Source organism: Allostreptomyces psammosilenae, from assembly GCF_013407765.1.
GTDB lineage: Bacteria > Actinomycetota > Actinomycetes > Streptomycetales > Streptomycetaceae > Allostreptomyces > Allostreptomyces psammosilenae.
The window spans coordinates 2,367,563-2,389,681 of sequence record NZ_JACBZD010000001.1; the positions used below are offsets into that span (position 1 = coordinate 2,367,563).

At 76.6% G+C, this 22,119-nt stretch carries 19 protein-coding genes; 3 read left to right on the plus strand and 16 right to left on the minus strand.

Annotation, left to right across the window (positions count from 1 at the left end; all coding sequences use genetic code 11):
• From carA to pyrR, 5 genes are all read right to left on the minus strand, one after another.
• Positions 1 to 1,194 carry a glutamine-hydrolyzing carbamoyl-phosphate synthase small subunit gene (carA, locus tag FHU37_RS09630; protein WP_179813805.1) on the minus strand — a complete coding sequence of 398 codons (1,194 nt, stop codon included), beginning with the start codon at positions 1,192 to 1,194 and terminating at the stop codon, positions 1 to 3.
• Positions 1,191 to 1,835 (minus strand): PH-like domain-containing protein, encoded by a 645-nt coding sequence (locus FHU37_RS09635; RefSeq protein WP_312892521.1) that lies wholly within the window; start codon positions 1,833 to 1,835, stop codon positions 1,191 to 1,193. The genes carA and FHU37_RS09635 overlap by 4 nt, the downstream gene beginning before the upstream one ends.
• Positions 1,832 to 3,139, minus strand: a complete 1,308-nt coding sequence (locus FHU37_RS09640) for a dihydroorotase (protein WP_179813806.1) — start codon at positions 3,137 to 3,139, stop codon at positions 1,832 to 1,834. Before FHU37_RS09640 ends, FHU37_RS09635 begins: the two co-directional genes overlap by 4 nt.
• An 8-nt stretch (positions 3,140 to 3,147) precedes the next feature.
• A complete protein-coding gene (locus FHU37_RS09645) occupies positions 3,148 to 4,149 on the minus strand; it encodes an aspartate carbamoyltransferase catalytic subunit (protein ID WP_179816144.1) in 1,002 nt (333 codons plus the stop codon).
• A 154-nt stretch (positions 4,150 to 4,303) separates the two neighbouring features.
• Positions 4,304 to 4,939, minus strand: coding sequence for a bifunctional pyr operon transcriptional regulator/uracil phosphoribosyltransferase PyrR (gene pyrR / locus FHU37_RS09650; protein WP_179813807.1), 636 nt, complete (start codon positions 4,937 to 4,939; stop codon positions 4,304 to 4,306).
• Positions 4,940 to 5,306: 367 nt separating this feature from the next.
• Here pyrR and bldD point away from each other — a divergent pair, with 367 nt between their 5' ends.
• A complete protein-coding gene (bldD, locus tag FHU37_RS09655) occupies positions 5,307 to 5,807 on the plus strand; it encodes a transcriptional regulator BldD (RefSeq protein WP_179813808.1) in 501 nt (166 codons plus the stop codon).
• Between the two features lie 79 nt (positions 5,808 to 5,886).
• Here the strand turns inward: bldD and FHU37_RS09660 are convergent, their stop codons facing one another.
• The 5 genes from FHU37_RS09660 to FHU37_RS09680 form a co-directional block, all read right to left on the minus strand.
• Positions 5,887 to 9,444: a hypothetical protein gene (locus FHU37_RS09660; protein WP_179813809.1), complete on the minus strand. Its 3,558-nt coding sequence runs from the start codon at positions 9,442 to 9,444 to the stop codon at positions 5,887 to 5,889.
• A 232-nt stretch (positions 9,445 to 9,676) separates the two neighbouring features.
• Positions 9,677 to 10,087: a transcription antitermination factor NusB gene (nusB, locus tag FHU37_RS09665; protein ID WP_179813810.1), complete on the minus strand. Its 411-nt coding sequence runs from the start codon at positions 10,085 to 10,087 to the stop codon at positions 9,677 to 9,679.
• Positions 10,088 to 10,654, minus strand: coding sequence for an elongation factor P (efp, locus tag FHU37_RS09670; RefSeq protein WP_179813811.1), 567 nt, complete (start codon positions 10,652 to 10,654; stop codon positions 10,088 to 10,090).
• Between the two features lie 136 nt (positions 10,655 to 10,790).
• Positions 10,791 to 12,125, minus strand: a complete 1,335-nt coding sequence (locus FHU37_RS09675) for a M24 family metallopeptidase (RefSeq protein WP_179813812.1) — start codon at positions 12,123 to 12,125, stop codon at positions 10,791 to 10,793.
• A gap of 133 nt (positions 12,126 to 12,258) precedes the next feature.
• Positions 12,259 to 13,263 (minus strand): AAA family ATPase, encoded by a 1,005-nt coding sequence (locus tag FHU37_RS09680; protein ID WP_376773915.1) that lies wholly within the window; start codon positions 13,261 to 13,263, stop codon positions 12,259 to 12,261.
• A 359-nt stretch (positions 13,264 to 13,622) separates the two neighbouring features.
• Here FHU37_RS09680 and FHU37_RS27950 point away from each other — a divergent pair, with 359 nt between their 5' ends.
• Entirely contained in the window at positions 13,623 to 14,591 is a 969-nt protein-coding gene (locus FHU37_RS27950; RefSeq protein ID WP_179813813.1) for a TIGR00730 family Rossman fold protein, read from the plus strand.
• Positions 14,592 to 14,597: 6 nt separating this feature from the next.
• On the opposite strand, the gene aroB is transcribed toward FHU37_RS27950, so the two are convergent.
• The 3 genes from aroB to aroC are packed head-to-tail and all read right to left on the minus strand — an operon-like array spanning position 14,598 to position 17,427.
• The gene (gene aroB / locus FHU37_RS09690; protein ID WP_179813814.1) at positions 14,598 to 15,704 is read right to left on the minus strand and encodes a 3-dehydroquinate synthase; all 1,107 of its coding nucleotides are present in this window, start codon (positions 15,702 to 15,704) and stop codon (positions 14,598 to 14,600) included.
• On the minus strand, positions 15,701 to 16,246 hold the full coding sequence (locus tag FHU37_RS09695; protein ID WP_179813815.1) for a shikimate kinase: 546 nt from the start codon (positions 16,244 to 16,246) through the stop codon (positions 15,701 to 15,703). Before FHU37_RS09695 ends, aroB begins: the two co-directional genes overlap by 4 nt.
• Positions 16,243 to 17,427 carry a chorismate synthase gene (aroC, locus tag FHU37_RS09700; protein WP_179813816.1) on the minus strand — a complete coding sequence of 395 codons (1,185 nt, stop codon included), beginning with the start codon at positions 17,425 to 17,427 and terminating at the stop codon, positions 16,243 to 16,245. Before aroC ends, FHU37_RS09695 begins: the two co-directional genes overlap by 4 nt.
• A gap of 278 nt (positions 17,428 to 17,705) precedes the next feature.
• Between aroC and FHU37_RS09705 the strand changes: the two genes are divergently transcribed.
• Complete coding sequence (locus FHU37_RS09705; RefSeq protein ID WP_179813817.1) at positions 17,706 to 18,230, plus strand: prepilin peptidase; 525 nt, start codon at positions 17,706 to 17,708, stop codon at positions 18,228 to 18,230.
• 674 nt (positions 18,231 to 18,904) lie between these two features.
• Here the strand turns inward: FHU37_RS09705 and FHU37_RS09710 are convergent.
• The 3 genes from FHU37_RS09710 to ruvX all read right to left on the minus strand — a co-directional run bounded on the left by FHU37_RS09710 (position 18,905) and on the right by ruvX (position 21,924).
• Positions 18,905 to 19,744, minus strand: coding sequence for a shikimate dehydrogenase (locus FHU37_RS09710; protein WP_179813818.1), 840 nt, complete (start codon positions 19,742 to 19,744; stop codon positions 18,905 to 18,907).
• Positions 19,741 to 20,895, minus strand: a complete 1,155-nt coding sequence (mltG, locus tag FHU37_RS09715; protein WP_179813819.1) for an endolytic transglycosylase MltG — start codon at positions 20,893 to 20,895, stop codon at positions 19,741 to 19,743. Before mltG ends, FHU37_RS09710 begins: the two co-directional genes overlap by 4 nt.
• A 540-nt stretch (positions 20,896 to 21,435) precedes the next feature.
• Positions 21,436 to 21,924: a Holliday junction resolvase RuvX gene (gene ruvX / locus FHU37_RS09720; RefSeq protein WP_179813820.1), complete on the minus strand. Its 489-nt coding sequence runs from the start codon at positions 21,922 to 21,924 to the stop codon at positions 21,436 to 21,438.
• Positions 21,925 to 22,119: the final 195 nt, after the last annotated feature.

Sequence of the window (22,119 nt, forward strand, 5' to 3'; positions counted from 1 at the left end):
TCAGCTCCCTGCGGTGGTGCCGGCCGTGGCGTTCGCGGCCATGAGTGAGACGAAGCGGTCGAAGAGGTAGCGGGCGTCGTGCGGGCCGGCGGCGGCCTCGGGGTGGTACTGCACGCTGAACGCAGGCCGGTCCAGCAGCTCCAGCCCCTCGACGACGTCGTCGTTGAGGCAGACGTGGCTGACCCGGGCGCGCCCGTAGGGGGTCTCGCTGACCCGGTCCAGCGGCGCGTCCACGGCGAAGCCGTGGTTGTGCGCGGTGACCTCCACCTTGCCGGTGGTGCGGTCCTGCACCGGCTGGTTGATGCCGCGGTGCCCGTACTTCAGCTTGTAGGTGCCGAAGCCGAGGGCCCGGCCGAGGATCTGGTTGCCGAAGCAGATGCCGAAGACCGGCGTGCGGCGCTCCAGCACCCCGCGCATCAGGGCGACCGCGTGGTCGGCGGTGGCCGGGTCGCCGGGGCCGTTGGAGAAGAACACGCCGTCCGGGGCGACCGCGTGGACCTCCTCCAGGCTGGTGGTGGCGGGCAGCACGTGCACCTCGATGCCGCGCTCGGCCATCCGGTGCGGGGTCATCGCCTTGATGCCGAGGTCGATCGCGGCCACGGTGAAGCGCTTGGTGCCGATGGCCGGGACGACGTACGGCTGGGCGGTGGTGACCTCGCCACACAGGTCGGCGCCCTCCATGGCCGGGGCGGCCAGCACCCGCTCCAGCAGGGTGTCCGGCGCCGCGCCGGTGAGGGTGTCGCCGGAGAAGATGCCGACCCGCATGGCGCCGCGCTCGCGCAGGTGGCGGGTGAGCGCGCGGGTGTCGATGCCGCTGATGCCCACGACGCCCTGCGCGGCCAGTTCCTCCTCCAGGCCGCGCCGGGCGCGCCAGCTGGAGGCGCGGCGGGCGGGGTCGCGGACCACGTAGCCGGCGACCCAGATCCGGCGGGACTCCGGGTCCTCGTCGTTGACGCCGGTGTTGCCGACGTGCGGGGCGGTCATCACGACCACCTGGCGGTGGTACGACGGGTCGGTCAGGGTCTCCTGGTAGCCGGTCATGCCGGTGGAGAAGACGGCCTCGCCGACGGTCTGGCCGACGGCACCGTAGGCGCGTCCGCGGAAGGTGCGGCCGTCCTCAAGGACCAGGACGGCGGGGCCGCCGCCGGCGGTGGTCGGGTGGGGAAGCTGCTCCCCGGTAGGGGCGGTCGTCATCGTGCGCCTTCCTGGTCGTGCGGGTGGTTCGGGGGTCCGGCGGGGGACGCCGTGGCGAGCGCCCCCGCGTCGGCGGCGTCGGGGCGCGCGGCAGCGGCCACGCGGGCGATCCGGTCGGCCCACTCCTCGTGGGTGGCCGAGTCGTCCATCCGGAACCCGGAGTCGAGGACGCGCTCGCCGTGCTGCCAGGTGACCACGAGCAGGCCGCCCTCGGGGAAGACCCGGCCGGCCACGCCGTGGCCGATCCCGGCGCCGCGCAGCGCCGCGGCCGGGACGAAGAAGCTGGTGGCGGCGGGGCGGCCGACGTGCAACCCGGCGGGGGTGAGGGTCAGCTCGGCCAGGCTACGCGTGCCCAGGCCCCGGGCGACGATGCGGTCCAGCCACTCGCCGGCGGTGGTGCTGGCGTGGTACCGGCCGGTGCCGGTCAGCAGCACCGGGCCCGGCTCGGCCGGCGGCTGCGGCAGCTCGGGCAGGTCGCCCTGGCGGGCGGCGCGCCGTCGCCAGGCGCGCCACATCGACCAGTACACGACGGCGACCAGCGCGACCATCACGGCCGTCCAGCCCAGGCGCTCACCCCAGTTGGTGACCTCCTGGGACCGGGGGTCGCCCTCGGCCGCGGCCAGCAGTTGCAGCAGTGTCACGCGATGCTCCCGTCGAGGACCGTGGGGCGCCCGCGCAGGAAGGTGGCGACCACCCGTCCGGGCAGTTCCATGCCGCGGTACGGGGTGTTGCGGCTGCGCGAGGCGAAGCCGGAGGGCTCCACGGTGCCACGGTACGCCGGGTCGAGCAGGGTGAGGTTGGCGGGCTCACCGGGAGCGATGGGACGGCCCTGCCCGTCCAGGCGCCCGATCCGGGCCGGGCGGAAGGACATCCGGTCGGCGACGCCGGCCCAGTCCAGCAGCCCGGTGTCGACCATCGCGTGCTGCACGATGGACAGCGCGGTCTCCAGGCCCACCATGCCCATGGCGGCCACGGCCCACTCGCACTCCTTGTCCTCCGCGGGGTGCGGGGCGTGGTCGGTGGCCACCGCGTCGATGGTGCCGTCGGCGAGGCCGGCGCGCAGCGCCTCCACGTCGCGGGCGGTGCGCAGCGGCGGGTTGACCTTGTAGACCGGGTCGTAGGAGCGCACCAGCTCGTCGGTGAGCAGCAGGTGGTGGGGGGTGACCTCGGCGGTGACGTCCCAGCCGTTGGACTTGGCCCAGCGGATGAGCTCCACGGAGCCGGCGGTGGAGACGTGGCACACGTGCAGCCGGGAGCCGACGTGCGCGGCGAGCAGCACGTCGCGGGCGATGATCGCCTCCTCGGCCACCGCCGGCCAGCCGGCCAGGCCCAGCTCCCCGGAGACGGTGCCCTCGTTCATCTGCGCGGCGGTGGTCAGCCGCGGCTCCTGGGCGTGCTGGGCGACGACGCCGTCGAACGCCTTCACGTACTCCAGGGCGCGCCGCATGATCAGGGCGTCGTCCACGCACTTGCCGTCGTCGGAGAAGACCCGGACGCGTGCGGCGGAGTCGGCCATGGCGCCCAGCTCGGCGAGCTGCTTGCCCTCCAGGCCGACGGTGACCGCGCCGACCGGGTGGACGTCGCAGTGCCCGGCCTCGTCGCCGAGGCGCTTGACCTGCTCCACGACGCCGGCGGTGTCGGCCACCGGGAAGGTGTTGGCCATGGCGTGCACGGCGGTGTAGCCGCCGCGGGCGGCGGCCCGGGTGCCGCTGGCCACCGTCTCGGAGTCCTCGCGGCCGGGCTCGCGCAGGTGGGTGTGCAGGTCGACCAGGCCGGGCAGCAGGATCAGGCCGTCGGCCTCGACGACGTGGGCGCCCTCGCCCGCGGCGGCGGCCGCGCCGTCGCCGACGGCGGCGACCAGGCCGTCCACCACGGCGACGTCGGCGGCCGCGCCGCCCAGCGGACGGGCTCCCCGGATCAGGTGGGTGGTCTGCGAGGTGGTCATCTGGGCGTTCACCTTCCGGAGTCCGAGGCAGCGAGGTCGGCGCCGCCGAGCAGCAGGTACAGGGCGGCCATGCGCACGCTGACGCCGTTGGTGACCTGCTCGACGATGGTGGAGCGGGCGGAGTCCGCGACCTCGGCGGTGATCTCCATGCCCCGGTTCATCGGACCGGGGTGCATCACGATGGCGTGCTCGGGCAGCCGGGCGACGCGCTCGGCGTTCAGCCCGTAGCGGCGGGAGTACTCCCGCTCGGTGGGGAAGAAGGCGGCGTTCATCCGCTCGCGCTGCACCCGCAGCATCATCACCGCGTCGCTCTTCGGCAGCACCTCGTCGAGGTCGTAGGAGACCCGGCAGGGCCAGCTCTCCACGCCGATCGGCAGCAGGGTCGGCGGCGCGACCAGGGTCACCTCGGCGCCCAGGGTGGTCAGCAGGTGCACGTTGGAGCGCACCACCCGGCTGTGCAGCACGTCGCCGACGATGGCGACCCGCCGGCCGGCGAGGTCGCGTCCGGTGCCGTCGCCGGCCTCGCCGTGCGGGACCGGCCCGCCGTCCGGCGCCCCGGCCAGGCGCCGGCGCATGGTGAACGCGTCCAGCAGGGCCTGGGTGGGGTGCTCGTGGGTGCCGTCGCCGGCGTTGAGCACGCTGCCGTGGATCCAGCCGGAGTGCGCCAGCCGGTGCGGGGCGCCGGAGGCGCTGTGCCGGATCACCACCGCGTCGGCGCCCATGGCCTGCAGCGTCAGCGCGGTGTCCTTCAGGCTCTCGCCCTTGGAGACCGACGAGCCCTTGGCGGAGAAGTTGATGACGTCCGCGGACAGCCGCTTGGCGGCCAGCTCGAAGGAGGTGCGGGTGCGGGTGGAGTCCTCGAAGAAGAGGTTGACGACGGTGCGTCCGCGCAGCGTCGGCAGCTTTTTGATGGGTCGCGAGGCGACCTGGGACATCTCCTCGGCCGTGTCGAGGATGAGGATGGCGTCCTCGACACTCAGGTCGGCCGCCGAGATCAGGTGGCGCTTCACCGGGATCACTTCCGAAGGATGGGTGCGCGGCGTGCGTCCGGGGCGCCGGGGCGCGCCGGGCGGCGCGGGGCGTCCGCGCGGGTGTCGGGCAGGCTGGGGCGGCGGCCGGGGCACGGCCGCGGGAACGAGCGGATGGCGCGGGGCGACGGCACCGTCAGCCGCGGTCGCCGATCAGCACGGCGTCGCGGCCGTCGTGCTCGTCGAGCAGCACCTTGACCGTCTCGCGCAGCGACGTGGGCAGGTTCTTGCCCACGTAGTCGGCGCGGATGGGCAGCTCGCGGTGGCCGCGGTCGACGAGCACGGCGAGCTGGACGGCCCGCGGGCGACCGATGTCGCCGAGGGCGTCGAGGGCGGCGCGGATGGTGCGGCCGGAGAACAGCACGTCGTCGACGAGCACGACCAGCCGGCCGTCGACGCCGACCGGCGGGATGGAGGTGCGCTCCGGGGCCCGGGTGGGGCGCATCCGCAGGTCGTCGCGGTACATCGTGATGTCCAGCGAGCCCACCGGCACCTCGCGGCCCTCGATGCGGGCCAGGCGCTCGGCGAGCCGCCGGGCGAGCGGCACCCCGCGGCGGGGGATGCCCAGCAACACCACGTCGCCGGCGCCCTTGGCGCGCTCGACGATCTCGTGGGCGATGCGGGTCAGGGCGCGGTCGATCTCCGGCGCCTCCAGCACCGGGCGCGCGGTGGCGGGGTCGAAGCCCGCGGCGCCCGAGGGGGCCGAACCGGACGCCGCCACCGGCCTGCCGGTCGGCGGCGACTGTGCGGGAGTCTCCCGCGAAGCACTCATGGAAGGGACCTCCTTGCCCGCCTCACGGGACGGACGTTAAAGGACGTCGGACGCCATTCACCCTAACAGCCGGCGCGGAGGTCCCCCCGGCGGGGGCCCCGGACCTCCCGCGCGGCGGGCCCCGGGCCGGCCCTGGCGCCACGGCCCGCGCGCCCCGCCGCCGGGTCCGCCGGGCGGGTCCACCGCGGTCCGGGAGGGCTCGGCTTGACTGGGCAATATCACGCTACGTAGTCTCACTTTCGGTGATTGGGCCGCGCGCGCCGTACACCGCCACGGGTCCGACCCGCCGGCGGACACGGGGCAACCGGCCGCGAATCCCGGGCGCCGCCGGCGTCCGGCCAGCCATCCACTTCGTCTGGGGAGCCAGATGTCCAGCGACTACGCCAAGCAACTCGGAGCCAGACTGCGGGCGATCCGTACCCAGCAGGGGCTGTCCCTGCACGGTGTGGAGGAGAAGTCCCAGGGCCGTTGGAAGGCCGTCGTCGTCGGCTCGTACGAGCGCGGCGACCGTGCGGTGACCGTCCAGCGGCTCTCCGAGCTCGCCCAGTTCTACGGCGTTCCGGTGCAGGAGCTGCTGCCGGGCAGCACGCCAGGCGGGGCCGCCGAGCCACCGCCGCGTCTGGTGCTCGACCTGGAGCAGCTGCAGCAGGTGCCGACGGAGGAAGCCGCTCCGTTGCAGCGCTACGCCGCCACGATCCAGAGCCAGCGCGGCGACTACAACGGCAAGGTGCTCTCGATCCGCCAGGACGACCTGCGCACGCTCGCCGTGATCTACGACCAGTCCCCCTCGGTGCTCACCGAGAAGCTGATCAGCTGGGGCGTGCTCAACCCGGACGCGCGCCGCGCGGTGGACCAGCAGAAGTCCTGATCCTCCGGCTGGCGGGGCGACGGCTGGGACGGCCCACGGGCCGTCCGGGGCGCCTGCCCGCCCGGCGGTGGGCGGCGTCTCAGCAGAAACGTTGCCTCCGCACCGGGTGGGCAGGCTCGGACCGGCCCGCCACGGTCCGCGCCAGCGCGTCCCGCAGCCCCGGAACCTCCGGGCGCTCATCCGGATCCAGCCCCGCGGCCTCCTCGTCGGCGGCCCGGTAGGCCGCCCGCGCGCCCGCGACGTCGCCCACCCGGGCGAGCGCCTCGGCCAACCCGAGGTGCGCCCGCAGCACCCGTTCCGGACCGGCTCCCGCCGCCCGGAGCAACACCACGACACGGGCGTAGCACCGTGCCGCCGGTCCAGGACGGCCCGCGGCGTCGAACAGCTCCGCGGCACGGCCGACCGCCCCCGCCGCCGCGCCGGCGGCGCCGCACGCCGCCCACTCCTCGCCCGCCTGACGCCAACGCGCGGCGGCGGGGCCCGGGCGGTGGCTGGCCAGCAGCGCCTCCGCGAGATCCTCGGCGAGCAGCGCCCGGTCGGCCACGTGCGCCTGCTCGGCGGCCGGCGGCCACACCCCGCCCGCCCGCCCCTGAGGGGGCCCGGGCGTGGCGCCGCCGTCCGGCGCCGCGCCGAGGTCCCGCAGCGCCGCGGCGAACGCCCCGGCCGCCGCGGCCGGCCGGCCGGCGGCCGACAGCGCCGCCCCGTAGAGCCCGCGGGCGATCCCCGCGGCCAGCGGCTCGCCGCGGTCCTCGTGCAACAGCACGGCGGGCAGCGCGGCGGCCACCGCCCGCTCCGGCTGCCCGTCCGCCACCAGCAGCCGGGCCCGGGCCGCCAGCACCCGGCTGTCCAGGGCCCGCTCCCCCACCCACCCCTCGCGGGACCGGCCCGCGGCGAGGCGCGCCTCGGCGCCCGCCACCGGGGCGCACAGCAACCGCCAGGCCCGCTCCTGGGCCTGCAGCGCCGAGCGCACCAGCCCCAGCGCCTCGCGGTGCATGCCGATCCAGTGCCAGCCGGCGGCGAGCGGCGCCAGCCTCCGGTTGCGCGTCCACATCCGCACCGCGTCCATCAGCAGCCGCTCGGCCACCGCCGGCCGCCGGGCGTGCAGCAGCTGCGCCCGCGCCGCGTAGAGCAGCGCCCCCTCCGTCTCCAGACGGTGCGCCACGGCGATCCGCCAGCCCTCCTCGAGGTCCCGGGCGGCCATCCGGTACGCGGCGGCCGGATCCGCCCCGGCCGACGACTCGGCGGATCCGGCCGGGCCCGCGGACCCGGACCACACGGTGCGGCCGTCCACGGCGACCGGCGCGTCCGGCGGCGCCTCGGCCAGCGCCTCCGGAACGGCCAGCAGCGGCGGATCCGGCACCGGACCGGAGCGCACCCGCAGCAGCGCCCGCGCCCGCCACAGCCGGACCCGGGCAGCCGCCCGGGCGTGCTCCAGCCGCGCCGCCCCCGACAGGGCCGTGGTGTCCGGCCCGAGCCGCCGCACCGCGGCGTCCAGCAGCCGCAGCCCGACCGGCCGGCGGCCGGTGAGGGCCAGCGCCAGCCCCAGCAGGGCCCGGACCTGGGCCGCGTCCCGGCCACGACCGGCCTCGCGCAGCGCCTCCACCGCCGGCTCCAGCGACTCCGGAACGTCGTCCGGCAAGCCCGCGGCCAGCCGGATCCAGGCCCGCCCGGTGCTGGCCAGGGCGCGCTCCGCGGGCCCGGCCTGGGGATCCCGGGCCAGCGCGGCGCGGGCACGGCGCCAGGCCTCCTCCGCCCGCGCGTCGCCGTCCAGACTCAGGTCGCAGGCGAGCGCGATCCACTCGGCGGCCCCACGCGGCTCGCGCCGCCCCGGCCCGGCGGCCCAGGCGGCACCGTCCTCCCCGGCCGCCCCGGAACCCGGCGCGCGTCCCGCCGCCGGCCGACCGGTGCCCTCCAGCCGCCCCCACCGGCCGAAGCCACGCGCCGGCCGCTCCCGCCCCGCCGCCGAACCCCCCGCCGCCCCCGCCGGAGCGTCCCACCCGCCCCCCGGGGAATCCGACCGCCGCGCCACCGCCCCGGCGGCACGCGGCCGCGCCACCACCGCCCCCCGGGGCTCGCCGAGCCCCAGACGCAGCGGCTCCCGGGTCGCCGCCGCCCCGCCCAGCGACAGCTCCCCGGCCGGCAGCCGCCCCGCGCACAGCAGCGCCGCCTGCTCCGCCCACCGGGTGCGCCGGCGCGCCCGCGCGTCATGGCCACGGGCCAACCCCAGGGCACGCTCCCGCGGCCCCGCCGGATCCGGGCCGGCCCAACCGACCGCCCCGCCGTCACCACCCCCGCCGTCAGCACCCCCGGCGGGCCGGCCCTCCGACGTCCCCGACCCCCCGGCCGGCCCGCGCACCACGACCGCCAGTCCGCCCCGCGCGGACTCCCCGGCCGCCCGGGTGCCGCCGGAGAGCCCGAAGCCGCCGCCCACGGGCGACGGCCGACCCCGGCGCACCGGCCGCCGCGCCCCGGGCGCCCGCCCCGCGGTCACCGGCCGGGCCGAGACCGGGGCGAGCAGCGCCGTGGCGCAGGAGTACAGCAGCACCGCGTCGAGCGGATGCGGGACCGGCTCCTCCCCCGCCCCCGGCTCCGCCCGCTCTCCCGGTTCTCCCGGTTCTCCCGGTTCTGCCGACTCCCCCGGTTCTCCCCATTCCCCCGGCACGGCCACGCCCGGCGGCGCCCACGCCCGGCCGTCCTCCCCGACGGCGGGCGGCGCCACGCCGTGGCGCTCCCACAGCGCCCGGCCCAGCGCCCGGTTGCCGGTGGCCAGCGCGAAACACAGGTGCTGGGCGAGCAGGGTGGTGCGCGTCCGCTCCCCCAGCCGCTCCGGCGGCGCGCCGTCCCACCGGCGCCCCCCGTCCCCACCCCGATGCCCGTCCCACGCCCCGCGCGGCTCCCCGAGCCGCCACGCCGGGGCGGTCGTGGCCTCCGACTCCGCCAGATCCGAGTAGGCCGCCGCGTAGCGCAGCCGCGCCTCGCCGGCGCCCAGCGCCCGCAGGGCCGGCAGCAGCGCCAGCGCGCGGGCCCGGGCCGGCGCGGTCCGGCAGCCCCGCGGGGCGGCCTCGACCGCGTCCAGCACGCCGAGCGCCCCGGCCCAGCGCTCCTCGGCGGTGAGCCAGCGGGCGTACTCCAGCAGCTCACAGGACCGGCAGCGGGTGTCCGCGGCGTGCGGATCCCGGGGCGCCGCGCGGCGCGCCTCGGCCGGCGCCGGCTCCCCGGGCGGCCCGCCGCCGTCCCGCAGCGGCTCCGCCGCCCGCGCCGCGGCGGCCCGGCGACCGGTCAGCATGGCCCAGCGCAGCCGCAGCACCGGCAGCGGACCGGGATCACGGCCGGCCGCCGCCCGGGTGGTCCGCAGCGCGCCCAGCGCCCGGTCGACCGTGGGCGCGGGGACCGACGGGTCGGCCAGGGCCGCGTGCAGCAGCGCGGTCAGCCGTCGGATCGTCCCGGCGGGGTCCGAATCGCCCGCCTCCCCCGCCTCCCGCGCCCGCGCCGTCCGCGGCGCGGACGCCTCGGCGCCGTCGCCGGCGGCGCCGCCCCCGCCGCCGCGGCGGAGCGCGCCCCGGCGCGGCCGGGGCAGCCGCGCGAGCAGGTGCTCCAGAGCGAGTTCCTCGGACGAGCGGACCCGTCTCGCGCTCATCGGCCACCTCCCACCCGGTCACGCCACCCTGGGCGCACGCTCGACTGCGGAGCGCGACCATCAGGCTACTCATCGCCCGCACCGTCACGGGGCGGCATGCCGGTCGACACCACCGGCCCGTCCGGGTGAATCGGTCCGGAGGGGACGACGACGAGGGCCCCACCGGGCCGGCCCGTGTTCACGGCCGGCCCGGTGGGGCCCTCGCGCGGCGCTCGACGTCGAACGCCCGACGTCAGCGCTGGATCTTCGCCTTGTGCGCCTTGATCCGGCCCAGCAGGCCGTTGACGAACGCCGGAGACTCGTCCGTGGAGAACTCCTTGGCGATCCGCACCGCCTCGTCCAGCACCACGGCGTCCGGGACGTCATCCACCCAGACCAGCTCGTGCACGCCGAGCCGCAGGATGTTGCGGTCCACGATCGGCATGCGGTCCAGGGTCCAGCCCACCGCGTACTCCGAGATCAGCCGGTCGATCTGCTCGGTGTGCTCGCAGTACCCCTCGACCAGGTCCATGGTGTACTCGTTCACCGGCGGCTCGGCGCGGCCGACCCAGTCGGCCAGCACGTCGCGGACCGGGACCTCGCGGTGGTCGGCCTCGAACAGGATCTGTACGGCGCGTTTGCGGGCAGTGCTACGGGCAGCCACTCAGCTGTTCACCCGACCGAGGTACTCACCGGTGCGGGTGTCGACCTTGACCTTCTCACCGGTGGTGATGAAGAGCGGGACGCCGATCTCGTAGCCGGTCTCCAGCCGCGCCGGCTTGGTGCCGCCGGTGGAGCGGTCGCCCTGCACACCCGGCTCGGTGTACTCCACGGTCAGCTCCACGGAGGCCGGCAGCTCGACGTACAGCGGCTGGCCCTCGTAGATCGCCACGATGGCCTCCTGGCCCTCCAGCATGTAGTTCGCGGCGTCGCCGACCGTCTGCGGGGAGACGTTCAGCTGCTCGTAGGTCTCGGTGTCCATGAAGACGAAGTCGGCACCGTCCTTGTAGGAGAACTGCATGCCGCGCTTGTCGACGGTGGCCGTCTCGACCTTGGTGCCGGCGTTGAAGGTCTTGTCGACGACCTTGCCGGAGAGCACGTTCTTGAGCTTGGTGCGCACGAAGGCGCCACCCTTGCCGGGCTTGACGTGCTGGAACTCGACGACGGACCAGAGCTGGCCGCCCTCGAGCTTGAGCACCAGGCCGTTCTTGAGGTCGTTCGTGGTGGCCACGGTTGCGGTGTCTCCTGAGAAGATGTCGGACTCGGGACCGGGGGTTGCCCCGGACCCGTACGTGCGCGGGGTGGGCGGGGCCAGGACGCTCGCTCACCCACCGCCCCGGGACCCGCCGCCCTGGGAAAGGCCAACCCTAGAGGACGAGCAGTTCCTTGGTCGTGATGGTGAGCAGCTCGGGGCCACCGTCCTCCGCGGGGCGGACGACGAGGGTGTCCTGGATGCGGACCCCGCCGCGCCCCGGGATGTGCACCCCCGGTTCGACGGTGACCGGCATGCAAGGCCCCAGTCTACCCACCGCCTCCGGGGCGATGAGCGGGTGCTCGACGTTCTCCAGCCCCACCCCGTGTCCCACCGGCCCGGCGGTGCGGTCGGCAGGCACCCCCGGGCGCCCCACCGGTTCCCCCGCCACCGGCCCCGACCCGCCCGCCGCCCGCGCCACACCCGTCACGTCGACCGCGCCGGCCACGCCCAGGCCGGCCGGCTCCTCCGGCGGGCCGCCGGGCACCCCGCCCGCGGCGGCGTGGGCGGCCACCGGGGCCGTCTCCCGCAGCACCCGCCGCACCGCGGCGTCGACGTCGCCGTAGCCGGCGCCCGGGAGCAGCGCCTCCCGGCCGGCCCGCTGGGCGGCGAACACCAGCTCGTACAGGCGGCTCTGCCAGTCCTCGGGGACCGCCCCGACCAGGAACGTCCGGGCGATCGCGCAGTGGTAGCCGGAGTGCACGGCGTCCAGCTCGACCGTGAGGAAGTCCCCCTCCTCCACCCGCCGCTGGTCGGCACGGTGGCCCGGCAGCCCCGAGTTGGGCCCGGACCCCACCGAGACCACCCGCGAGTCCGCGTCCGCCCCGTGGTCGGCCATCCGGCGCTCCAGCTCCATCGCCAGATGCCGCTCGGTGCGGCCCACCAGGATCGACTCCAGCAGCTCGGCCAGCGCCCGGTCGGCGATCCGGGCGGCCTCGGTCACGGCCGCGATCTCCTCCGCGTCCTTGGTGGCGCGCAGCCGCTCGACGGCCCGGTCCAGCGAACCCAGGGCCCGGCCGGCGGCGGCCTCCCCGACCGCCCGGTGACGTTCCACCGTCAGGTGGTGCTCCTCCACCAGCAGCCGCTCCGCCGAGACCGGGCCGCCCACCCGCCGCCCCGCCGTGGCCGCCCGCCCGGCCAGCAGCGGCACCGGATCCGGATCCGCGCCCCGGGCCGTGATCACCTCGATCTCCTGGCCGCGCAGGGCGCGGCGGACGTCCTCGTCCCGCACCTCGTCGCCCACCCACGGCCGGTCCGGGACGGCCAGCAGCGTGACGGCGCCCGGCGTGCCGTCCCGGCCCGCCCCGGCGACGAGCACCGCCGCGCCGGGCACGGCGCAGCCGGTCAGGTAGCGCACGTTCGCCGGATGGCTGATCAGGGCCGCCGAACCGCCGAGGGCGGCGCACCGCTCGCGCAGCCGGAGCCGACGCTCGACATGGGCCTCGGACATGCTTCGAGCGTACGCACCGCCGCCCCGGGCGTCCGCCCGAGGCGCCCCGCCTTGGGCCGTTGGCGTGGCCGCCGCCCGGCGACCGCCCGGCCCCGACGGGCGCGGTCCGGCCCGGGCCCGCGCGGCGGGAGGCTCAGGCGGCGCCCAGGCTGCGCGCCACGATCCGGTCGAGCATCGCGGCCGTCTCGGCGACGTCCAGCCGCGAGTTGTCGATGATCGGCAACCCGGAGCCGTACCAGCCGGCCATCCGGCCGTGGATGCTGGCCACCTCCTCGTCGGAGAGCCGCCGGGTGCCGGTGCGGCGGGCGTTGCGCTCCAGCACGACCTCCAGGCCCGGCAGCAGCACCACGGGCAGCAGCTCCGGCCCGATGTGCCGCTTCCAGCCTCCGAGGCCGACCGCCGGCTGGTCGGGGAAGACGGCGTCGTCCACGATGCAGGAGATCCCGTTGGCCAGGTAGTTGCGCGCGGCGAAGCCACAGGTGCGGCGGGCCAGCCGGTACTGGGCCTCGGAGTTCTCGTTCCACCCGGCGCGCGGGTCGGCGAACCCGGCGCGGACCCACTCGCGGACGTCGTCCAGGCTGATCTGGGCGGTGGGCACCGGGCGGTGCTCGGCCCAGTGGCGGGCCACCGTGGTCTTGCCCGCGCCGGCGGCGCCGATCAGCAGCACCGCGACCGGCCGGGCGGGGTGCGGACCGCCCGGATGCGGCGGCGTCAGGTGACCGCCGGTGGCCGGCGGCACGGGGGACGCCAGCGGGAACTGCCCGGTGGGAGCCCAGCCGCCGCTGGGCGGCCCCGCCGGATCGGCCGGCATGGGCGGCGGCGGCGCGGACGGAGCGCCCCCGGGACGCGGGTGCGGGTAGGGGCCGGCGGGCGGCTGGTGCGGTGCCGGCGCGCCGTGCTGCGGCCACGGCCCGGCGGCCACCGGCGCCGGCCGACCGGCGCCGTAGCCGGCCGGGCCCGCCTGCTGGACCGCCGGCGGCGGTGGCGGGCTGCCCGGGTACGGGGCGGCGAGGCCGCGCGGCGGCTCGGCGGGCCCGGGCACCGGCGGGGGTGCCGGGTGGGCGGCCGGTCGTGCGGCGGCGGGCGCCGGGGCGGTCTCGCCCGCGGGCCCGTGGAATCCCGGTTCGGACGGCGTCACGGCGTGTTCGTCCCCTTCCCTGGCGGCGGGCACGTGCCGCCCGAAGAACATTACCGGCACCCGCGGCCCAGGTCACCGACCCCCGTCGCGCCCCGGAAGGCCGGCGTGACCGGCGGCCGGGCACGGCCCACGGACTGTCAACGAGCCGGCGTCACCCGCGGTTTCCCCGGGGCGGGCCCGCGCGGCGCCGACCACCGTGCCGGCCCGGCCCCGGAGGGAGCCGGCGGTGGACCACACCGCCGCCGAGGCCACCGTCCGCCCATGCGGCACAATGCCCGGGGCGCCGGCCGCCCCGGCGGCGTCCCGGCCCCTCCCACGGGCCCGCGTCCCGTCCCCAGCCACACCGGAGGTTCCCCGTCGTGCGCGTCACCGTCTTCACCGGCTCGGCCGATGGCCGGGCACCGGCCTTCCGCGCGGCAGCCACGGAACTCGGCCGCCACCTCGCCGGGGCGGGCGTGGGCGTGGTGTACGGCGGCGGCCACGTGGGGCTGATGGGGGCGGTCGCCGACGCGGCGCTGGCCGCCGGCGGCGAGGTCATCGGGGTGATGCCCCGGGCCCTGGTGGACCGCGAGGTCGCGCACCGCGGGCTGAGCGCGCTGCACGTGGTGGAGACCATGCACGAGCGCAAGGCGCGGATGGCCGAGCTGGGCGACGCCTTCGTGGCGCTGCCCGGCGGCGCCGGCACCCTGGAGGAGCTGTTCGAGGCGTGGACCTGGCAGCAGCTCGGCTACCACGCCAAGCCGGTGGCGCTGTACGACGTCGACGGCTTCTGGACGCCGCTCGCCGGCATGCTGGACGGCATGGTGGACGCCGGATTCATCCGCCCCGCGTACCGCGACACCCTCGCCCGGGTCACCTCGCCGGACGCGCTGCTGGAGCTGATCGCCGGCTGGACGCCCCCGCCGGCCAAGTGGGGGGCGCCGCCGGCCGTGCGCACGGCCAACTGGCTGCACGTGCGCGACGGCCGGCTGCTGCTGGTCCGCACCCGCGGCCGGGACGCCTTCTACCTGCCCGGCGGCAAGCTCGAACCGGACGAGTCGCCCGTCGAGGCCGTGCGGCGCGAGGTGCGGGAGGAACTCGGGGTGCTGCTCGACCCGGACGGGCTGCGCGAGGCCTTCACCCTGACCGCCCCCGCGCACGGCCGGCCCGGACAGCAGGTGCGGATGACCTGCTTCACCGGGCCGGTCGCCGCCGGCGAACCCGCCCCCGGGCGGGAGGTCGAGGAACTCGTGTGGGCGGACCCGGCGAGTCCGCCGGCGTGCGCGCCGGCCTCGCTGATGGTGCTGGACCGGCTGGCCGCCGGCGAACTCCCGCTGCCGGCCGGCTGAGCCGGCTCAGGCCTTGGCGACCTCGCTGTAGGCGGCCACCAGCATCGCCGGGTCCGGGCCCTCCAGGATCGCCGGGCGGGCCAGGCCGTCCAGCACGACGAAGCGCAGCAGGTCGCCCCGGGACTTCTTGTCGACCCGCATGGTCTCCAGCAGCCTCGGCCACGCGTCGCCCCGGTACCCCAGCGGCAGGCCCACCGAGGCCAGCACGCTGCGGTGCCGGTCCGCGGTGGCGTCGTCGAGCCGCCCGGCGACCCGGGCCAGCTCGGCGGCGAACACCATGCCGACGCTCACCGCCGCCCCGTGCCGCCAGGTGTAGCGCTCGTTCTTCTCGATGGCGTGGCCGAGCGTGTGGCCGTAGTTGAGCATCTCCCGGCGCCCGGCCTCCTTCAGGTCCTCCGAGACCACGTCGGCCTTCACCCGGATCGCCCGCTCCAGCAGCTCACGGGTGTGCGGGCCGGCCGGCGTGCAGGCCGCCTCGGGGTCCTCCTCGACCAGCTCCAGGATGCGCGGATCGGCGATGAAGCCCGCCTTGATCACCTCGGCCAGGCCGCTGACGTAGTCGTGCCGCGGCAGCGCCTCCAGCGCGCCCAGGTCGGCCAGGACGCCGGCCGGCGGGTGGAAGGCGCCCACGAGGTTCTTGCCCTCGGCGGTGTTGATGCCGGTCTTGCCGCCGACGGCCGCGTCGACCATGCCCAGCACGGTGGTGGGCACGGCGATCCACCGCACCCCGCGCAGCCAGGTGGCCGCGACGAAGCCGGCCAGGTCCGTGGTGGCGCCGCCGCCGACACCCACGACCACGTCGTCCCGGGTGAAGCCCGACTGCCCCAGCACCGACCAGCAGTACGCCGCCACCGCGCTGTCCTTGGCCTGCTCGGCGTTGGGCACCTCGATGGCGATCGCCTCGTAGCCGGCCGCGGCGAGGTCCTCGCGCACGGCGTCACCGGTGGGGCGCAGCGCCTCCGGGTGGATGACGGCGACCCGCTTGACCCGCTCGCCGATGAGTCCGGGCAGCTCGCCGAGCAGGCCCGAGCCCACCAGCACCTCGTACGGAGGGTGCCCGGCCGAACCGCCGACCGGGACGCGGATGGTGGAGGATTCCGGGTTCGCGGTCACTGCTGTGACAACTCCTTCGCGAAGTGCTCGTGGACGGCGTCGGCGACCTGGTCGGGGGTGCGGTCGTCGGTGAGCACGACCGCCCGGGCGACCTCCGTGTACAGCGGGCGGCGCTGCTCCATCAGCTCGCGCCAGCGCGCCCGGGGGTTGCCGACCAGCAGGGGGCGGGGGGCGTCCAGGCCGACCCGGCGGACCGCGTCGTGCACGCCGACGTCGAGGAACACCACCCGGTGGGCGGCCAGCAGCCGGCGGGTGGCCGGGTCGAGCACCGCGCCGCCGCCCAGGGCCAGCACCCCGTGGTGGCCGGCCAGGGCCTCGGCGACCGCCTCGTGCTCCAGGGCGCGGAAGTGCGGCTCGCCCTCGTCGACGAAGATGTCCGGGATCGGCTTGCCGGCGCGGGCCTCGACGTCGGCGTCGGTGTCCCGGAACGGCACGCCGTACCGGGCCGCCAGGATCCGCCCCACGGTGGACTTGCCGGACCCGGGCGGGCCGACCAGCACCAGGACGGGCGGGCCGCCGGACGGGGAGGTCGCGGGCGTCACCGGACCGCCAGGTTGTCGAGGTAGCCGCGGACGTTGCGGCGGGTCTCGGCGACGGAGTCGCCGCCGAACTTCTCCACGACCGCGTCGGCGAGGACGAGCGCCACCATGGCCTCGGCGACGATGCCGGCCGCCGGGACGGCGCAGACGTCGGAACGCTGGTGGTGGGCCTGGGCCGGCTCGCCGGTGCGCACGTCCACCGTGGCCAGGGCGCGCGGGACGGTGGCGATCGGCTTCATGGCGGCGCGCACCCGCAGCAGTTCACCGGTGCTCAGGCCGCCCTCCGTCCCGCCGGAGCGGCCGCTGCGGCGGCGGATGCCGTCCGCGGTCGGCTCGATCTCGTCGTGCGCCTGCGAGCCGGGCACCCGGGCCAGTTCGAAGCCGTCGCCGAGTTCGACGCCCTTGATGGCCTGGATGCCCATGAGGGCGCCGGCGAGGCGGGCGTCGAGCCGGCGGTCCCAGTGCACGTGGCTGCCCAGGCCCGGGACCATGCCGTGGGCGACGACCTCCACGACACCGCCGAGGGTGTCGCCGTCCTTGTGGGCGCGGTCGATCTCCTCCACCATCGCGGCGCTGGCCTCCGGGTCCAGGCAGCGCACCGGGTCGGCGTCGAGCCGGGCCACGTCGGCGGGGGTCGGGACGACGCCGTACGGGGCCTTGGCGGAGGCCAGTTCGACGACGTGGCTGACGATCTCGATGCCCGCGGTCTCCTTCAGGAAGGAGCGCGCCACGGCGCCGAGGGCCACCCGCGCGGCCGTCTCCCGGGCGCTGGCCCGCTCCAGCACCGGACGGGCCTCGTCGAAGCCGTACTTCTGCATGCCGGCGAGGTCGGCGTGGCCGGGGCGGGGCCGGGTCAGCGGCTCGTTGCGGGCCAGACCGGCGAGGATCTCCGGATCCACCGGGTCGGCCGCCATGACCTGCTGCCACTTGGGCCACTCGGTGTTGCCGACCATCACCGCGACCGGGCTGCCCAGGGTGCGGCCGTGGCGCACGCCGCCGAGGAAGGTCACCTCGTCCCGCTCGAACTTCATGCGCGCGCCGCGCCCGTAGCCGAGGCGGCGGCGGGCCAGTTCGTCGGCCACCGCCTCGGTGGTGACGGGCACGCCGGCGGGCAGCCCTTCCAGCGTCGCGACCAGTGCGGGGCCGTGCGACTCGCCCGCGGTCAGCCAGCGCAAGTTACCCAACGGTGCTCCTTAGGTGCCACGGTCCGCGCCGCGCGACGCCGTGCGGCCGCGCCCGGTCCGTGCTCGTCCGTGCTGTGGTGGTGTGATGTGGCCCGCCTAGATCTTCGCATGTGGCGGGGTGGGCGGCGGTGCCGCGTCCGCTGTGCGGACAGCGCGCGCGGAAACGGGGGGCGCGCACCGGGCCGCGCTGACCTGCGGAAAAGAACGACGATATGCCTTTTCTCGCGGCCTGTGGATAACTCCCGTCAGCAATTCCGCATCTTCCCTACCGTCGAACCATGAACGCGACCACGGACCTCACCGACCACGACCCGAGCCTCTTCTGGGGCGGCCTCGCCGCCCTCGGCTGGCTGCTCCTGTGCGGCCTCCCGCTGGCCCGCGCCGACGTGCGGGAACACCGCCTCCCGGACCGCTGGACGGCCCGCGCCGGCACCGGCGTGGCCCTGCTGCTGGGCGCCGCCGCCGGCCGCGCCGGCCCCGAGGCCGCGCTGGGGGCCGGCGCGGGGGCGCTCGCCCTCGCGCTGTGGCACCTACCGGGAGCGCTGACCGGGCACGTGGGATGGGGAGACGTGAAACTCGCGCCGTCCACCGGGGCACTGCTCGGCTGGTTCGGCTGGCCGGCCGTGGTGGCCGGCTGCGCGGCCACGGCGCTGCTGGCCGCCTGCCAGGGCGCTGCCGCGCTGGCGCGCGGGCGGCTGACCGTACCGTCCATGCGCGGCCCGACCAGGCTCCCACTCGGGCCCGCCATGCTCGTCGGCACGGCACTGGTGGCGGGCGTCCACCTGTGGACCCTCGCGCCGTAGACCACGCACGCAGGGGCCGACCAGCGCGGAACACCGTGACCGCGCCACCCCGAAGCACGCCGGGAAACAGGAGGGAAGCGCAGAGGGACGGCAGGGGGCCGCGGGGGGACCGGGCCCGGCCAGGGTGAGGACGAGGGCGGGTTGGGGACAGGCGCCGGGACAGGGACAAGGGCCCGGGTGAGGGCAAGCGCTGGGGTGAGGGCAAGCGCTGGGCCCGCAAGGGGATGCGCGGAGGCAGGGAGGGACAGGGGAGGCGGGTAGGGGGCCGGCGCCTGCCGAGGGCAGCGCTGCGCACGAGGGAGTGGGGCCGGCCGGGCGGGGTGGGTGGGGGCGGGGGGCGGGGGAACCACAAACACCAAAGTCAGCCCCCGCCAAGCCCGCCCCATCCGAGGGCGGGCTTGGCGGGGGCTGGCTCGGCAGGGCTGGCTCGGCAGGGGGCGGCGGGCTTGCCCTGCCGCCCGCGCCGAGCCCAAGCAGACGCCGAGCCCGAGCAGATGCCGAGCCCGAGCAGACGCCGGGCCCAAGCAGACGCCGAGCCCAAGCAGACGCCCAACCCAAGCAGACGCCCAACCCAAGCAGACGCCCAACCCAAGCAGACGCCCAACCCAAACACGCACCAAGCCCAGGCGGGGCACCAATCCCAGGCGGGGCGCCGATCCCTCAGCGCCCCGCCCTCAGCGGGTGCGTTCCGCGAGCGCCCGCTCGCCCGCCTCGCGCATCACGGCGAGCGGCGCGGGCCGCCCGGTCATCATCTCGACCTGCAGCACCGCCTGGTGCACCAGCAGGTCCAGCCCGCCGACCACGGTGCCGCCCTTCCCGCTCCACGCCGCCGCCAGCGCCGTCGGCCACGGCTGGTACAGCACGTCGAAGAGCACGCCGGGCGAGTCGGGCACGAACTCCGCCAGCGGGTCGCTGACCCCCTCCGGGGTCGTGGACACCACCAGCGCCGAGCCGAAGGCCTCCCGTGCCCGTTCCCAGTCCGCCGGCCGCACCTCCAGCCCGACCCGCTCCCCGACCGCGCGCAGCTGGGCCGCCCGTTCCGCGGAGCGCACATAAGCGGTGACGGGTCCGCGGCAGATCCTGGCGAGGGCGGCCAGCGCGGAGGAGGCGGTGGCCCCGGCGCCCAGCACCGCGGCCGACTCCACCTCCGTCACCCCGCGCTCGCGCAGCGCCTCCACGATCCCGGGCACGTCGGTGTTGTCGCCGACCCGCCGCCCGTCCGGCGTGAACACCACGGTGTTGACCGCGTCCGCCTCCCGGGCCGTCTCCCCCACGCCGTCCAGCAGCGGGATGATCGCCCGCTTCAGCGGCATGGTGAGGGAGAGCCCGGCCCAGCCCTCTTCCTCCAGGTGGAGCGAGGCCAGGAAGCCCGGCAGCGCCGGCTCGTCCACCTCGTAGGGGTCGTAGCGCCAGTTGTCCAGCCCCATCTCGGCGTACGCGGCCCGGTGCAGCACCGGGGAGAGCGAGTGGGAGATGGGGGATCCGAGGACGGCGGCGCGTCGTTCCTCCGTCATTCGTCGCCCCCTTCCTGGTTGGCGTTGAACTCCTGGACGTGCTGCTGGTGCTCCTCGTACGTCTCGCTGAACCGGGTGTCGTCCTCGGTCACCGAGACGAAGTAGTACCAGTCACCCGGAGTGGGGTTGAGCGCCGCTTCTATGGCGGGGGCGCCGGGGTTGGAGATCGGGCCGGGCGGCAGGCCGGTGTAGTAGTAGGTGTTGTACTCGTGGTCGGTGTTCCGGAGCACCTCGGGATCCAGGTTGAGGGTGCTCTGGTTCATCGCGTAGTTGTACGTGGAGTCGAACTCCAGGTAGCCGTTGGTCTCCGTGTTGTCCGGCAGGAGCCGGTTGTAGATGACCCGGGCGACCTTCCCGAAGTCCTCGGAGGTCTTGCCCTCGGCCTGGACCAGGCTGGCGATGGTCAGCAGTTCGTGCGGGGTGTAACCGAGCTCCTCGGCCTGGTCCACCAGGCCGAGGGCCTCGAACTGCTGCTCGGCCTGGTCGACCATCTCGGTGAGCAGTTGCTCGGGCGTGGTGTCCTCGCCGACGTTGTAGGTGGAGGGGAAGAGGAAGCCCTCGACGTTGCCCTCGGCCCATTCCGGCAGGCCGAGGTCGGCCTCCTCGGCAACCTGCTCGGTGGTGCCCTCGGCGAGTTCCAGTTTGCCGTCGATGAGGGCGTAGACGGCGGTGGCGCGCATGCCCTCCGGCACGGTGAGCCGGTTGGCGTTGGCCGGGTCGATCATCAGGTCCATGGCCGCCTGGGCGGACATCTCCTGCCGCATCGGGTAGACGCCGGGCTGGATCCGGGCGGCGTCGTCGGGTCGCGCGTAGGCCTCGTTGATGAAGGCCTGCTGGGAGGCGATGACACCGGCGTCGAGGAGCAGTGCGGCGATCTGGGTGGCACCTGCGCCCTCGGGTACCTCCACGGCGACCTCGCCGGTGCCCTCACCGGTGAAGTCGGCGGGGGGCTCGTTGGCGGCGAACCGGTCGCGCAGCATGGTGTAGCCCCACCAGCCGCCCGCGCCGACACCGCCGAGCACGACGACGAGGGCGACGAAGACGGCGCAGCCGCCACCGCGTTTCTTCTTCTTGCGGCGCCGGTTGTTCTTCCGGCGGTCCGCCCGGCGTCCGTGCGGCGACGGTTCGGTGGCCAGCCCGAGCTCGCTCATGCGTCCCCCTCGGTCCGCTCGTGGCCACGTCGCGGGCCGCTGTTGGCCGGCCCGGCGGCCGGGTGGTGCCCCCGGCCCGTGGGCGGGCAGGGAGGGAGGAAGGCGCTCTTGCCCACGCTTCGCTCGCTTCGCTCGCTCATGAGTCCCCTTGCAAGGAGCCTTCGTCGGTGTCACTTCCCGGGGCGGTCGGTGCCCCGGGGCGCCCGGCCGTTCTGCTGGGCGGTTCCCCGGACGGGGAGTTCCGTGACGACCGGCGGTTGCCCGAGCCGGCTTAAGTGATCATGACCGGTCCGGACCTCGACGGCGACAGTACCGCACCGCCGGCCCGGTGATCGGTTCGCGGGCGGCTCCGCCGCGCATCATCGGCGGATCGGCGGCCTGTCGGGCGCCCGATTCGTCCGGTGTTGGCCGGTGCCGTAGCGGTGCCGGCCCACTCCCGTCCGGTGGCGCGCCGCACCCGGTGGCACCCTCGCGAACCGAGCCGGACAACCGGGCCGCCGGACGGCCCGCGGACCGGGTCCGGCCGGAGCCGGGCCGCGCCTAGTCCCGGGCGCCGTTCTCCGGTTCGGCGGCGGGCGGCACCGGCACCACCTCGCCGGGGGCCCTGCCGGAGGTGCGTTCGGTCTCCAGGGCGCTCTGCAGGATGACGACGGCGGCGGCCTGATCGACCACCTTGCGGCCCTTCTTGGCCCGCACGCCGGACGCCTGGAGGCCGCGGGTGGCGGTGATGGTGGACATCCGCTCGTCGACGAGTCGCACCGGGACGGGCGCGACCAGGGGTGCGAGGGCGGCGGCGTAGGCTCGGGCCTTGGCCGCGGCGGGCCCCTCCGCGCCGCTGAGCGAGCGGGGCAGGCCGACGACGACCTCGACGGCCTGCCGTTCGGCGACGAGCTCGGCGATGCGCCGCCGGTCGTCCTGGCCGGCGGGCAGCGTGTCGACGGGGGTGGCGAGCAGTCCGTCGGGGTCGCAGGCGGCGACTCCGACGCGGACGTCACCCACGTCGACGGCGATGCGGATGCCTCGGCGCATGGGGTGTGGTTCCTCGGTCGGTGCGGCGGCTGCCGGCGGGGCGGGCGGCTGCCGTGGTGGTGGGGAGGGGCCGCGTCCCCGCGGCCAGCCGGGGGGTGCGGCCGGAGGGATGCGGCCGGCGTCCGCCGCCGCGGCGGCGGCGGGCGGTCCGCCGGCGCGGGGCGGTGCGGCCTCCGGCCGGGCCGTGGCGGCCCG

What these genes read in the sequence shown, in the direction of transcription:
- ruvX (WP_179813820.1), bottom strand. Translation starts at nt 21,924, where the DNA reads ATGCGCCGAGGCATCCGCATCGCCGTCGACGTGGGTGACGTCCGCGTC.
- FHU37_RS09675 (WP_179813812.1), bottom strand. Translation starts at nt 12,125, where the DNA reads ATGTCCGAGGCCCATGTCGAGCGTCGGCTCCGGCTGCGCGAGCGGTGC.
- carA (WP_179813805.1), bottom strand. Translation starts at nt 1,194, where the DNA reads ATGACGACCGCCCCTACCGGGGAGCAGCTTCCCCACCCGACCACCGCC.
- FHU37_RS09705 (WP_179813817.1), top strand. Translation starts at nt 17,706, where the DNA reads ATGAACGCGACCACGGACCTCACCGACCACGACCCGAGCCTCTTCTGG.
- FHU37_RS09640 (WP_179813806.1), bottom strand. Translation starts at nt 3,139, where the DNA reads ATGACCACCTCGCAGACCACCCACCTGATCCGGGGAGCCCGTCCGCTG.
- FHU37_RS09710 (WP_179813818.1), bottom strand. Translation starts at nt 19,744, where the DNA reads ATGACGGAGGAACGACGCGCCGCCGTCCTCGGATCCCCCATCTCCCAC.
- mltG (WP_179813819.1), bottom strand. Translation starts at nt 20,895, where the DNA reads ATGAGCGAGCTCGGGCTGGCCACCGAACCGTCGCCGCACGGACGCCGG.
- bldD (WP_179813808.1), top strand. Translation starts at nt 5,307, where the DNA reads ATGTCCAGCGACTACGCCAAGCAACTCGGAGCCAGACTGCGGGCGATC.
- FHU37_RS09660 (WP_179813809.1), bottom strand. Translation starts at nt 9,444, where the DNA reads ATGAGCGCGAGACGGGTCCGCTCGTCCGAGGAACTCGCTCTGGAGCAC.
- pyrR (WP_179813807.1), bottom strand. Translation starts at nt 4,939, where the DNA reads ATGAGTGCTTCGCGGGAGACTCCCGCACAGTCGCCGCCGACCGGCAGG.